This window comes from Sphingobacterium sp. R2 (genome assembly GCF_040760075.1).
Taxonomy (GTDB): Bacteria; Bacteroidota; Bacteroidia; order Sphingobacteriales; family Sphingobacteriaceae; genus Sphingobacterium.
The window spans coordinates 4,019,759-4,032,629 of the sequence record NZ_CP142884.1 but is presented as its reverse complement, the minus strand read 5'-3'; the positions used below and the strand labels follow the sequence as shown (position 1 = coordinate 4,032,629).

Annotated in this window: 12 protein-coding genes; 4 read left to right on the top strand and 8 right to left on the bottom strand. The window is 39.1% G+C overall.

The window, feature by feature from the left end; genetic code table 11:
- Positions 1 to 17: 17 nt before the first annotated feature.
- The 3 genes from VXM68_RS16770 to VXM68_RS16760 all read right to left on the bottom strand — a co-directional run bounded on the left by VXM68_RS16770 (position 18) and on the right by VXM68_RS16760 (position 2,696).
- Positions 18 to 1,157, bottom strand: a complete 1,140-nt coding sequence (locus VXM68_RS16770) for a FecR family protein (protein ID WP_367209446.1) — start codon at positions 1,155 to 1,157, stop codon at positions 18 to 20.
- Positions 1,158 to 1,224: 67 nt separating this feature from the next.
- Positions 1,225 to 1,782 (bottom strand): RNA polymerase sigma-70 factor, encoded by a 558-nt coding sequence (locus VXM68_RS16765; protein WP_367209445.1) that lies wholly within the window; start codon positions 1,780 to 1,782, stop codon positions 1,225 to 1,227.
- 209 nt (positions 1,783 to 1,991) lie between these two features.
- Entirely contained in the window at positions 1,992 to 2,696 is a 705-nt protein-coding gene (locus VXM68_RS16760; protein ID WP_294188194.1) for a TIGR00730 family Rossman fold protein, read from the bottom strand.
- A gap of 115 nt (positions 2,697 to 2,811) precedes the next feature.
- On the opposite strand from VXM68_RS16760, the gene recR reads away from it, so the two are divergent.
- Positions 2,812 to 3,426, top strand: a complete 615-nt coding sequence (gene recR / locus VXM68_RS16755; RefSeq protein ID WP_120334345.1) for a recombination mediator RecR — start codon at positions 2,812 to 2,814, stop codon at positions 3,424 to 3,426.
- Here recR and VXM68_RS16750 read toward each other — a convergent pair.
- The 3 genes from VXM68_RS16750 to VXM68_RS16740 are packed head-to-tail and all read right to left on the bottom strand — an operon-like array spanning position 3,423 to position 5,586.
- On the bottom strand, positions 3,423 to 4,619 hold the full coding sequence (locus VXM68_RS16750) for an oxygenase MpaB family protein (protein WP_367209444.1): 1,197 nt from the start codon (positions 4,617 to 4,619) through the stop codon (positions 3,423 to 3,425). The genes recR and VXM68_RS16750 overlap by 4 nt on opposite strands.
- The gene (locus tag VXM68_RS16745; protein ID WP_294188044.1) at positions 4,604 to 4,957 is read right to left on the bottom strand and encodes a hypothetical protein; all 354 of its coding nucleotides are present in this window, start codon (positions 4,955 to 4,957) and stop codon (positions 4,604 to 4,606) included. Before VXM68_RS16745 ends, VXM68_RS16750 begins: the two co-directional genes overlap by 16 nt.
- Before the next feature lie 14 nt (positions 4,958 to 4,971).
- A complete protein-coding gene (locus tag VXM68_RS16740; RefSeq protein ID WP_367209443.1) occupies positions 4,972 to 5,586 on the bottom strand; it encodes a hypothetical protein in 615 nt (204 codons plus the stop codon).
- A gap of 300 nt (positions 5,587 to 5,886) precedes the next feature.
- On the opposite strand from VXM68_RS16740, the gene VXM68_RS16735 reads away from it, so the two are divergent.
- Complete coding sequence (locus VXM68_RS16735) at positions 5,887 to 7,134, top strand: amidohydrolase (RefSeq protein WP_367209442.1); 1,248 nt, start codon at positions 5,887 to 5,889, stop codon at positions 7,132 to 7,134.
- A gap of 81 nt (positions 7,135 to 7,215) precedes the next feature.
- On the opposite strand, the gene VXM68_RS16730 is transcribed toward VXM68_RS16735, so the two are convergent.
- Complete coding sequence (locus VXM68_RS16730; protein ID WP_294188038.1) at positions 7,216 to 7,803, bottom strand: hypothetical protein; 588 nt, start codon at positions 7,801 to 7,803, stop codon at positions 7,216 to 7,218.
- Positions 7,804 to 8,980: 1,177 nt separating this feature from the next.
- Between VXM68_RS16730 and VXM68_RS16725 the strand changes: the two genes are divergently transcribed.
- Both VXM68_RS16725 and VXM68_RS16720 read left to right on the top strand, forming a co-directional pair.
- Complete coding sequence (locus VXM68_RS16725) at positions 8,981 to 9,910, top strand: slipin family protein (RefSeq protein WP_367209439.1); 930 nt, start codon at positions 8,981 to 8,983, stop codon at positions 9,908 to 9,910.
- 43 nt (positions 9,911 to 9,953) lie between these two features.
- Positions 9,954 to 11,435 (top strand): RtcB family protein, encoded by a 1,482-nt coding sequence (locus VXM68_RS16720; RefSeq protein ID WP_367209437.1) that lies wholly within the window; start codon positions 9,954 to 9,956, stop codon positions 11,433 to 11,435.
- An 81-nt stretch (positions 11,436 to 11,516) separates the two neighbouring features.
- On the opposite strand, the gene VXM68_RS16715 is transcribed toward VXM68_RS16720, so the two are convergent.
- Complete coding sequence (locus tag VXM68_RS16715; RefSeq protein WP_367209436.1) at positions 11,517 to 12,812, bottom strand: chloride channel protein; 1,296 nt, start codon at positions 12,810 to 12,812, stop codon at positions 11,517 to 11,519.
- Positions 12,813 to 12,871: the final 59 nt, after the last annotated feature.

The following is a 12,871-nucleotide window of genomic DNA, read 5'->3' as shown; positions in this document are numbered from 1 at the left end:
ATTTTATATTGATAAATTTAGAGTTCCACTTCAATTTTATTGTTGCGTAATTGGCACTTTATATCAAGGAAATTGAGCGTCTCAACCAATTCTTTTGCTGTGGAATTGCGTTTTATTTTTCCGGTCAATTCACGCTTCAAGTTTGTCCCTTTGTAGACAACATCTACATTATACCAGCGTTTTATAGCAGCGAGCGCATCTTTGATCGGTGTTGATTCAAAATAGAAAAAGCCATTTTTCCAGGCCATTGCTTCTTCGATATTAGCTTCTGCTATGATAAGATTCCCGCCTGTGGTAAATGCTGCTTGACCAGGTTTCAGCATTTTTGACTTGCCGAATTGCGAGACTTGTACAGAGCCTGCTATAAGTGTGGTTTTATTGTTTTCATTTGGATAGGAGCTTACATTAAAATGTGTTCCGAATACGCGAATGGTTTGTTCATTCGATCGCACATAGAATGGTCGATTACTATCGTGGCTGACTTCAAAATAGGCTTCACCAGATAATTTTACTTCACGGCTATTTGACGCAAAAGATTCAGGAAATGTCAGCACGGAGCCAGCGTTTAGCCATACCTTACTGCCATCGGCCAAAATGATCGTATACTCTGTTCCAATCGGCGTTTCAATGGTATTGGTACGGCTAGCAGCAGTATTCTTACTGGCTGTAAATTGATATTGCACGGTTCCGGAAGCAGTTGTAACAATTTTCACCTGTTCATCCTGATGGAGAACACTCTGTTGGTGGGCAGAAAGGTCAATTTTAGTTCCGTCGGCTAAAGTTAATACCGCTGCCTTAATACCCGGATGAACTTGCTGTTGCGTCTTCACGGCTAACTGCGGGCTATCTTCGGTTGTTCTTTTAACAAGGTAAAGGGGTAGTATAAATAACAGTGCTAAAGCAGCAGCTATTCCACTCAATTTCACCCATTTTGGAATTCGCTTGATTTTTGACGCTTGGATTTCCTCCTTGATATGTAAGAATAACAGCTCTTTGAGTTGTTGTTCATCCGTTGCGAGCTCCTCGGGGATAGGGAGAGGTTCGCCATTACTTGTTTCATACCATTGTTGCAGTTCGGCCTCTTCTTCAGGGCTACATGTGCCTTGAAGCCATTTATAAGCCAATTGCTTTATCCGGAATTGATTATGATCAACCATATTTAGGAGTTATTTTTATATAGAGTCCCTAAATTGGGCTGATACCCTGACAAGAAGAGAAAAAAAATTACAAAGTAATCAGAAAGCGCTGAATACCAGCGCGTATTTTTTTTAAGGCACGGCTTAATTGGGTTTCGACAGTTTTCACCGAGATGTTCATACTTTCAGCGATCTGCTTATAGGAGAGTCCTTCTTCGCGGGATAATCTGAAAACAAGCTGGCATTTTTCAGGCAGTTCCGAAACAAGCTGATCTAGCCGAACACGAAGCTCTTCAAACTGGAGCCAATTTTCCGTCGAGTTATCAAAATCCACCCATTCCGTATCATGCTTAAAAGCTTCCTGTTTGTATTGTTGTGCGAGATATTTAAATACTTTGTATTTTACGGCCACAGCGAGGTAGGAGGCGAGATTGCTTTCAATTTGGAGTTGATTACGGCGTAGCCATAAGGAAGCAAATATATTCTGTACGATTTCCTGTGCATCTTCCACCGAATTTGTTTTGCGGGCAGCCTGATAATAGAGGGTTTTCCAGTAACGATCATATAAGGCTGCGAAAGCGATGGAATCGTCCTGTTGAATCAATACGATTAGCTCCTCATCTGAATGGGCTCCAAAATCTTTCATACACGTCAATACTATGTTTTTCTATGGTTACGCTAAGCTAATAGCGGAGTAAATGTAATGACTAAATGATTAATAATATAACTTTAATTAATAAATGCGATGCTCATGAACAAATTTGATGCTTTCCTAAAATATTACCTGCGCGATAGGCATAAAAAAAGAGCATCTGTTAATTCTCAGATACTCTTTTTTTTCAAAGTAACTACTTTTTAGAAGTTTGGCTTCAACAAGTATTTATCGTAGAATCGGAAAATATGATCAGCTGCTTCCTCGGCCGTATCCACAATTCGAAATAGTTTTAAATCCTCTTCACTGATATATTTGTTTGAAATCATCGTATTCTGAACCCAATCTATTAATCCTTTCCAATATTCAGAGCCGACCAATACGATTGGAAAACGCGCAATTTTACCGGTTTGAATCAGTGTGATTGCTTCAAACAGTTCGTCCATCGTTCCGAAACCTCCAGGCATAACAATATACCCTTGAGAATACTTCATAAACATGACCTTTCTGACGAAGAAGTACTTAAATTCAAGCAATTTGTCGCGGTCAATATATTTGTTGTGAAATTGCTCGAATGGTAATTCAATGTTCAATCCAACAGATTTACCCCCTGACTCATAAGCACCTTTGTTCGCTGCTTCCATGATACCTGGCCCGCCGCCCGAAATAATACCGTAACCACGTGCTGTCAATAAACTTGCAATTTCTACCGCCATTTGATAATATTTGTGTTCACGCGGGGTACGCGCAGATCCAAATATTGACACACAGGGCCCAATTTTTGCCAATTTCTCAAATCCATCCACAAACTCTGACATCACTTTAAAAATCTGCCAAGAGTCCTTTACTTTAATTTCCTGCCATGTTTTGTTTTCAAATGCGCGGATAATTTTATCTTCTTTTGTAATATCCATATATAACGTTATACATTTAATTTCTAAAACCTAATTTTTCAAAAAGGAATACAATATAGCTATTTTTTTAATACTAGCTACTTTTTCTGATTATTCTTACATTTGCATTATGAATTTTTCTTCTAAACTTCTTGAGAACGCGGTTGCTGAATTTGGAAAATTACCTGGCGTTGGACAAAAGACGGCTTTAAGATTGGTTTTGCATCTGTTGAAGCAATCCGATGCAGATGTAGCGCGTTTTACGGCCTCTATCGATCGCTTAAAAGAAGATATTCAATATTGCCAAGAATGTTTCAATATTTCTGACCACAGTATATGTGAGATATGCGCCTCATTCAAACGCGATAAAAATTTGATCTGTGTTGTAGAAGACACGCGAGACGTGATGGCCATCGAAAATACAAATTCCTATCAAGGTGTATATCATGTATTGGGCGGATTAATTTCGCCTATGGATGGTATTGGCCCTGCTGATCTAAAAATCGAAGGGTTAATTAATCGAATCCAAAGAGGTGAGGTAGAAGAAGTTATTTTAGCCCTTTCAGCAACAATGGAAGGGGATACTACCATTTTTTATTTATACCGTAAATTGCGTGAATTTGATGTAAAAATTACAACGATTGCCCGCGGTATTGCCTTTGGTGGCGAGTTGGAATATGTCGATGAGCTAACCCTGGGACGCTCCATTGCGACACGGGTGCCTTACGAGCGCAACGTTGGTTAATTGTATTTCAGATAGATTTGTTTCACGCCTTCGTGTACTTTTCTTCCTTTGTCAATTTGTTGTTGTCGCCATAAGCTGTCGGTAACCATACGATTTGCTTTTTTATTTTTTAAGATATTCACATAAGCAATTTTACCGAGTACCGTCTTTTTTAAACCCAATAGTGAACACGAATAGTCTCCCAATAGATAATGATTGTAGTAGAGGTGAATTTCGCGCATGAGCTTTCGTCCCCATTTGTTTGTGGGGAAGGCTGCTTTAATGGGCTCTTCCATAAGCGCTTTTGCTAAAGCTAAACTATCCTGATCTCCTGATTGTTGTGTCATGGTCCAATAATACAAAGCTTCAATGGCTTGCTCCTCTGTGTCGGGGAGAAGTTGCAATGGAATACCCAGCAATGTTCCGATAAACTTCCAGACATGGAATAAACCTTCTACCTCGTTTTTCAATACATTGAATTTCATATGTTTTAGCCCTGTTAGGTAAACAAGAGAAAATCCGAGATTGGTTGCAAGCATATCCCAGGTATTTAATGGAATACCCCATTTTTCTGTTTGCCACTGACCGTGCTTTAGGATGTTTAATCGCGCATACGAATGGATACATCGGGTGAGTAGAATGGCCTCTATGCCGATATTACCCTTTTTCAGCGCATCATCGCCAGTGATATCCACCCAAAAGGTTACCGTTTCGGTGAGTCGTTTGACAGCCCCTTTTTTTAACGCACCTGTAAAGATTAAGGGTTTATTGATCGCACTGGATTCATAGCCCCCCATGAGGACATAATCCCGTAATACAATAAGTCCTGATAAACCAGAACGTTGACTGAGCCCAATGCCTTGTTCTATTTTATCCCAATCTAACCAAGAAGGGCTGAGATCTAATGTATTTAAAAAATTCAGCAATACATGTTCGTATGCTGCATCAATAGGCTTGCCTGCAAGTGCATCTTTAAGCAGTTGTTGCCCTTGATGGAAACCAATTTTTAGGTGTAGCTGCTCGACAAATTGGTCGCAGCTATTGTCAAATTGATAGAGTAAAGGAGTAAATTGATCGGCAGCAGCGATGGAAAGTTTCGTCGGCAATTTGCGAAGCAATTCGACACCAAAACCCTTCGACCAATAAAAAGAAAATGAACTTGTATTAACTTGATAACGTTCGGGCACTCGCATATCTTTTATTGAATTGTCCAAACGGTATAACTCCCAGTTAGTGTGATACTATCATTTGATTTATTAAACTTAAAGTCTATATAATCCATTTGACACGATGAGAGATCACTGCAGCAAAATTGACGATCAATTTTAAAATGAAGTCTAAATGAACCTTCGGTACTATTTGTATAAAAAGTTAATCCACTTATGCTAAAGTCACTTAAATGCGGTGCGCCATCTTTATCTTCCAATTGCTCGATAACGTAATCATTGATTTCTTGCTGATGTTTGGCGATGAATGGTATAAGATCTTGATTGCTGAATGGTATGATTAAATCGTCTTTTTTTAGTTGGATTCTGATGTTAATTTCTGTCATCTTATTATGCTGTACTAATAAAGATCTCTCCAGTTTGGAATATATAAACTGAAAATTGCTTCTGTTTCTTTTCGCGTCTTATGAGCAAATTTACAGAAAGCCTTTAGAATAATTAGATTGATGTGTTCTTTTTCGAAATCAATGAGTCGATTTGAAAAATGAAATCCACCTTCAACGATTCTAAAATTGTTTTTGGATAATTTATGGATGGTTACTGTAGCTACATCATATATATCCAACTGTTCTTCCCAATAAGCAATCTGCTTGATTATTTCATGGTAGAGTAATTCCTGACTCCATTTGTGCAGTAATTTCAATGTATTCGTGCTCTTCTTTTGATATACACATATACTTGTAGCTGTCAGTTCAACGGCTGCTAGCGTTGTGGAAGGATAGATTTTGACCAAATAAGGTTTTCCAAATAGGTAGTAGGGATTTTCTAGATAGGAATAGGATATACCTTCCGATTTACTTTCTGGCGGGTTTAACTTGATGTACTCTTTTAGGAAAGCAACATCGCAATGTGCCGGAGCATGTACACGATAGGGTGATGAACTAAACGAAATTTGGATATAATCTTTATTCCAGGGAACTATTTCATAAAATATACGACCGATTTCGATTTGCATTTCTCGATTTTAAATTAGATATGGAGCGTCGGCATTCAATATCGCTTGACAGCCTAGCAGCCGTGTTAAAGTAACATTTTTTTATAGTAAATAATAGTTATAATCGTAACAATTTTCTTTTAGACAGGAAATTCAAACAATAAGAGTTTCGTTTGGACAAATTATGGACTACGAGTAACCAACTTCAGACTGTAAGTAGTATGTCTGTACGACGTAGCCATAATATCTACACAAGCTGTGATAATTCGTACAAAGATCATTGGCTCAAATCTCTTAGCTTTGTTGAAAAATGATTTAGACATGAATGAAATTAATCAAAATACTTATTTGTTGAAGAATGTATTGCTAGAAACTGGCTTTCTTTATGAGCATGAGGAAATTGTTGCTACAAAAACAGCATTGTTTGACATTCAAATTGAAGCAAATAAAATAAAAAGTATTGAGCCAGCGCAATCGGTAGCGAATGGAAAAGCTTTTGATGTGAAAGGTAAATTGGCATTGCCGCCATTCCGTGACATGCACATTCATTTGGATAAAACATTATACGGGCTGCCCTGGAAGGCGGTATTTCCAAAAAATAGGACTGTAAAAGATATGATTGCCAAGGAACAGGTGATCATCCCCGAGTTATTGAAAACCTCTGTCGAACGGGCCGAAAAATTAATCGCGCTTTTACAGGGCTACGGAACAAATTTTGCACGGACGCATTTTAATGTAGATCCAACATCGGGAACAAAGTCATTGGAGCATTTGTTACAGGCGCTGGAACATTTAAAATATTCATTTGCTGCAGAACTGGTAGCATTCCCCCAGCATGGTCTATTCTATACAGAATCGGCGAAACTAATGGAGGAGGTAGCTAAATGGGGGCAGGTGGATTTTATTGGTGGTTTGGATCCCTTCAGTATTGACGGCAGTATTGAGAAACCAATGGACTTGACAGTTCAACTTGCATTGGATAATAACAAGGGAATCGATATCCACTTGCATGAGGGTGGGGAATCAGGTGTTAAGACCATACATTATTTGATTGATAAAGCATTGGAAAATCCGGCATTGCAGGGACGTACATTTATCAGTCATGCTTTCGCCTTAGGTTACATGCCGAAAAAGGACTTAGCCTATACGGCCGAACGATTGGCAGAAGCGAAAGTTGGTATATGCAGTTCGGTTCCTTTTCGCAATATGTTGATGCCATTTCGGGAATTGAAAAAAGCGGGAGTGGAAGTTTTTGTAGGAAACGACAATGTTCAGGACCATTGGGGTACTTTCGGTAGCGGTAATATGCTTCAAAAAGCCAATCTAGCTGCGGAATTATATGGTTATGAAACTGAATTCGAGTTATCCCGTTGCCTTCGTTATGCGACCAATGGCAAAATCCCGCTCGATGATCAAGGGAATTCCGTATGGCCGAAAGTTGGAGATGATGCTAACCTCCTTTTTGTCGATGCGAGTTGTTCTGCAGAAGCAGTTTCTCGGATCTCAACCGTCTATGGGCTTATCCATCAGGGAAATGTTATTAAATGGAACAATAGCTCCCAAGCTTAATTGAAAGTAGCAAACAATCATAAATTGAAAATGCCAATTTATCGTCTGGAAAATTGGCATTTTCAATGCTAGTGGGAACGTTTAGTGTAGGAAAGTCGTCTTGCAGTAATCTATTTTATAAGAACCTTGCTCATTGACCAATTGAACTTCATTTTTGGTTCGGATGTCATTACCGTAATCAATAAATACAATAAATTTGCTTTCAGTTACTTTGTCGATTTTGACATCCTTGATATCCAATGCGTCGTCATTACCTCTTCCAAATAACCAGGTTTCCTCCGTATATAAAGGGTAGATTTTCTCCCATTTGGCCCTGTAAGCTGCCTCAGCTTTGGGTAGGTCTTCATCTGTGAGGTTGGAGGGACCGTAAATTTCATTCGCATCTTTTAAAAAGGCTTGGAATCGCTTGGTACATAATGCGTCCTCTTTATCCAGATAGTAACAATATTTTCCAGATGCGGAACCTGTACATTGAAAAATTCCTTTCAACCAAGCTTCTGCTTGCTGATGCTGACCCACTGCCGTGTCTTGCTTCGCTGTCCTTGTGCTGTCTTTGAATGGTATTTGCTTTGCAGGATGATTTGCAGTAGCGCTTTTATGGTCTTGCGCTGAATTTGTACAGCTTGCTAACATGCAAAACAGCCCTATTGTTGCATATAAACTTTTCATTTTTTGATATTGTCTTAATATTGGAATAAAATTAGCATATAAATTGGATAACATGATCACGGATTACCACTATATTCAACAGAATATTCATCAAAAAATCTAATTTTCCATTCTTTTTGAAATAATGCAGAGAGCCGTAAGCCTACCGTGTCGATTTAAGACGCAATGAATTTGCGTAGTTCAGGAATTTTAATCTTTTTTTACAACAATTATTTATTTTTATTACCTGTATATCAGTGTTATATAATTTTATATGAGTTTTTTTATTTCTTTTTATTGTTACGCAAATTCCCTGCGTATTAAACCAATGATATTTGTAATGTCAACAATGACAAACGTTCTTTGATGGAAATTATAGCGAAAAGCTTTAAGATATATACTTTATTATAAAGTATAAAAGAGCCTTTCTTCTTCAGATTGCATCCTGGTCACCTGTTTCAGTATAGCAGGTTAGTATTGTTCTCTATGAGCTTCAATATACTGATAAAACGATAAGTTGAAAGGAAAGTGCTCGTGTTAGAGGTTCGAATCCTCTCCTGTAAAAAAGGTAGCTCAAGGGTAGAGCATAGCATTTAGTTGTGGGGCGTAGGTTCGATTCCTACTCCTGAGCAATCAGGATAGTTCAGTCTGGTTAGAATAACAACACAATCGTGTGGGTTCGAATCCCACTTCCATTTTCGGATGGAATAGCATAAGGGTATTGCATTGAACTGTCCATTCGGACATTCAAAGTTAAGACTTTCTTCAAAAAGGTCATTTGGTAGAAGCTTGCTATCTTTTATCCTGCTTATACGCTGTTTTTCATGCGATTGAGCAATGGATTGATGGCCTGAGATTCCTAAGTGAGGTATCTGCATTTATCATAAAAAGTCATGACGATAAGATGGGGTATTTGTTCATCGACTTTTGATTTAAAAAAAGGGTACCAGAACTTTCGAATCCCGCTTGAGGTCAAGGGATAAAAAATAGCAGGTTTTATAATAGAAATGAGGAAAATTTAAAAGAATATACAATGAAAAGAGTACAGCTAACTACAGACGAAATCGGATTGGTTGTTAAGAACAATGCGGTGATCCGTGTTTTGAAATCCGGTAACTACTGATTAGGATTTGGTAAAAAACTGGAGAAGTACACGACGACTCATCCATTTCCTTCCGGTCGCAATGTCGATGTACTGTTGCAGTTGACAGGTTTTCGCGAATTGGTCGATATCGTTGAAGTGGGTGATACGGAGATCTGTCTTGTTTTTTTGAATGGTAATTTTGAAAAGACGTTAGCGTCTGGCAGACATGTTTTTTGGAAGGAATTGCGCGAACGCAGATTTCAATTGGAAGACATTACGGAGATTGAGATCCCTGCATCTGTTAATCGTCAATTGCTGGAGAAGCAGAGCTTAGGCTATTATGTACGTCAATATAAGATTGAACCAAATGAGAAAGCGCTGCTTTTTGTAGACGGTGTGTTTGTAGATATTTTGAAGTCGGGAACGTATTGTTGGTGGAAGAATGCGAAAACCATAGCGATTTCAAAAGCTGATATGAGAGTCTTGACGTTGGAGGTAGTAGGACAGGAGATCTTGTCCAAAGATAAGGCACAGATCAGAATCAATTTCACGCTGCAATATCAGATTGTGGATATTGTCAAAGCGCTATTGGATAATAAAGAATATGAAAAGCAATTGTATTCGTTGATGCAGTTGACCTTACGGTCCTATATTGGCCAGATGACTTTGGACGAGTTGATGGAGCGAAAGACTGAAATACAAGGCTATGTCTTAGAAAACACATTGCCACAAGTCGCAGGCTTGGGTATAACACTGTTGACCTGCGGCGTTAAAGATGTTATTTTACCAGGAGATGTGCGGGACATCATGAACCAGGTGTTGATTGCAGAGAAGAGGGCACAGGCAAATAGTATCATGCGTCGTGAAGAGACTGCTTCGACACGGAGTTTGTTGAATACAGCGAAGCTGATGGAAGAAAACAGTATGTTGTTTAAATTTAAGGAAATGGAATATGTCGAAAAGATTGCTGAAAAGATCAATACGATTTCGGTTTCCGGAAATGGACAAATTGTTGACCAACTCAAGCAATTGTTTGTGAAATAAAAGATTAATAAGTTGAAAGAGGTGCAGGTAGCAACGTAAAGAGATGTTGTTACCTGCTTTGGAGAAGTCGTATGGCTCCTCCATCAAAAAAGAACGTAAAAAAATGGAAAATAAGAGAATAAATGGCAATGATTTAATTGCATTAGGGTATAAAGAGAATCATTCCTTGGGCGTGGCATTAAAGATCAATAGTAAAAGACACGGTTTTACGCGGGTAGAAATGCTCGAGAAGTTCAAGTCTGTCCTGGAAGATCCGACCAGCTATTCAGAAGATGCTGTTTTCGGAATTTTGGCCCATGCTATACTTGGGCAAGAGGCTGTTGATAAGTCGTTAATTGCATTGAACGAGACTCCTGCGGAATATACGATTTATGGTGCATCTGAAATCGAAACAGGGGCGAAAGCACAAATGAGTGTTGCCATGAAATTACCTGTTTCAGTTGCCGGAGCGTTGATGCCAGATGCGCATCAAGGATATGGGTTGCCAATTGGTGGCGTACTGGCGACTAATAATGCGGTGATTCCTTATGGGGTCGGTGTTGATATTGGCTGTCGTATGGCTTTGTCGATCTTTGATTTGCCAGCCTCATTTTTGGAAGACAATTTAATGACCTTGAAAGACATTATTCTGCGTAATAGTAAGTTTGGTGCTGGCAATGGATATTTGAGACATGAACGTGTAGATCATGCTGTATTGGATAACGAGTTGTTCACTGAGAACAGCTTCCTTTCCGCATTGAAGGATAAAGCCTGGACGCAATTGGGATCTTCAGGTGGGGGGAATCATTTTGTAGAGTTCGGTATAGTCGAATTTGAAGAAAGAGATGAGGGTTTGAACATTGATAGCGGAGCCTATTTAGGCTTATTGACCCATTCAGGTTCAAGAGGAATGGGCGCTACCATTGCGGCACATTATACCAAGTTGGCTAAATCCTTGTGTAAGTTGCCTTACCAGGCTGAAAATCTGGCCTATTTAGACTTAGATACTCATGAAGGGCAAGAATATTGGCTAGCGATGAATCTCGCCGGCGACTATGCGTCAGCTTGCCATGAAGTGATCCATGAAAAGATTACGTTGGCTTTAGGGGCCGAATTGTTGGCGAAGGTTGAAAATCACCACAATTTTGCATGGAAAGAAACGTGGAATGGTCAAGAGGTTATTGTCCATCGAAAAGGTGCTACGCCAGCTGCAAAAGGGGTTATGGGGATTGTTCCAGGCTCCATGGCTACACCAGGATTTTTGGTTCGTGGAAAAGGGGAGTCGAATGCGATACAATCGGCATCTCATGGGGCAGGCCGATTGATGAGCCGTACACAGGCGATTAAAACGCTATCTTCCCATGATCTCCATTCGATGCTTAAAGATAAAGGTATTATGTTGCTTGGGGCAGGGATGGATGAAGCGCCGATGGCCTATAAAGACATCCATACCGTAATGGCTTCACAAAGAGATCTTGTTGATGTCGTGGCAAAATTTTCGCCTAAGATAGTCCGTATGGCAGATGATGGAAGCAGGGAAGATTAAATCATGAAAAAAGCGCCTCAAATATGTTTGAGACGCTTTTTTATTATAATTTGATCATGTTTTGTTGATCAATGCGTGAGATTAAAGTGGTTTGGCTGTCGCCACTTCCTTATAGGTGTATACATTATAAGGATATAGCTTTTTTGCCAGCGCTTTCGCAATAAAACTACTGATGAGTAGCGGTGCTAGTAATAAATAGCCTGAAGGAACAAGGCTTGCAATAATAAAGATTGCCGTAAATGGTGCGTGTATAGCCGCAGAAAGCATAGCTGCAGCACCAAAAAGAGCAAAATTTATAACCACCAATTGTGTGCCGAGGTAATGATTACAAAGCTGTGCAAACAAAACGCCTAAAAATGCACCGGTAACAATACTTGGGGCAAAAACGCCGCCATCACCACCTGCACCTAAGGTCAAAGAGGCTACAAAAGGTTTTAAGAGAACAAGCAGGATCAGCGGAAGAAAGTATAGTAAATTGACAGAATCATGCAGACTGCTTTTTAGAATTTCTCCAAGACCATGATAGCTGTCACCATACAGTGCCGGCAAGAAAAAGATTAACGTCCCAACAGTGATTGTGCCCAAATTGACACGGATAAAATTACTTTTTATGCCTGCAAAATAGGACTTTGCATAAATAACAATTTTAGTAAAATATAACGCTAAGATCCCGCCAATCAGTCCTAAAATAGCGACAAAAGGGATCGCCTGCCATCGCCATGCTTTTACCTCAAATGTAAATAAAGGACTTGCGTCAAGGTAATAAACAAATACGGATGCCACAGCCATTGAAGTTAGTCCGCTAATGAGTAAAGTCTTATTATATCTCCGTGCAATAACCTCAAAAGCAAAAAGAAAACCACCCAATGCGCTTCCAAACAACAGTGTGACTCCAGCAATTACGCCTGCGCAGATCAACTCGGTTTTGTAGGCCCAAGCCGGATGTAATCTCTTATACGCTTGGTTACCCACTGTGGCTGTGGCAACAACTGTGGAGACTTCAACACCGGTTGAACCACCAAAAATTACAGTTAGAAAACCATTGATATAATGTGATGGAATCTTAAAAAAAGGCAAATGGTCTTTTCTTGTTTCCAATGTTGTATAGATTTCTTTGATCCCTTTGTTTTTTCTATTTTGAAAAGCGTATTTCCGTAAGAAATAAATAGCTGTAATACCTATGCTGGGTAGAATAATCAACAGTTTAGGATTCCAGGAAGATACTCTTTCAAACAATTCTTCCTGTACATAACCTGTGCTGTGCTTGAGACTGTATGCCAATAAGCAGCAAATGATACTGACAAGAACTGAACTTCCGATTAATTTTAAATAGCTATATCGAACAACTTTTTTTCTGTATGTCGTATTGCCTTGCATAATGTTTTTCTTTAAATCGGCTCAAAGGTAAGTGTTATTTAGTTTAATATATATGATGA

Excerpts from the sequence above, each read along its gene's own strand:
- VXM68_RS16770 (WP_367209446.1), bottom strand. The coding sequence starts at position 1,157 with ATGGTTGATCATAATCAATTCCGGATAAAGCAATTGGCTTATAAATGG.
- VXM68_RS16765 (WP_367209445.1), bottom strand. The coding sequence starts at position 1,782 with ATGAAAGATTTTGGAGCCCATTCAGATGAGGAGCTAATCGTATTGATT.
- recR (WP_120334345.1), top strand. The coding sequence starts at position 2,812 with ATGAATTTTTCTTCTAAACTTCTTGAGAACGCGGTTGCTGAATTTGGA.
- VXM68_RS16745 (WP_294188044.1), bottom strand. The coding sequence starts at position 4,957 with ATGACAGAAATTAACATCAGAATCCAACTAAAAAAAGACGATTTAATC.
- VXM68_RS16740 (WP_367209443.1), bottom strand. The coding sequence starts at position 5,586 with ATGCAAATCGAAATCGGTCGTATATTTTATGAAATAGTTCCCTGGAAT.
- VXM68_RS16735 (WP_367209442.1), top strand. The coding sequence starts at position 5,887 with ATGAATGAAATTAATCAAAATACTTATTTGTTGAAGAATGTATTGCTA.
- VXM68_RS16730 (WP_294188038.1), bottom strand. The coding sequence starts at position 7,803 with ATGAAAAGTTTATATGCAACAATAGGGCTGTTTTGCATGTTAGCAAGC.
- VXM68_RS16720 (WP_367209437.1), top strand. The coding sequence starts at position 9,954 with ATGTTGTTACCTGCTTTGGAGAAGTCGTATGGCTCCTCCATCAAAAAA.
- VXM68_RS16715 (WP_367209436.1), bottom strand. The coding sequence starts at position 12,812 with ATGCAAGGCAATACGACATACAGAAAAAAAGTTGTTCGATATAGCTAT.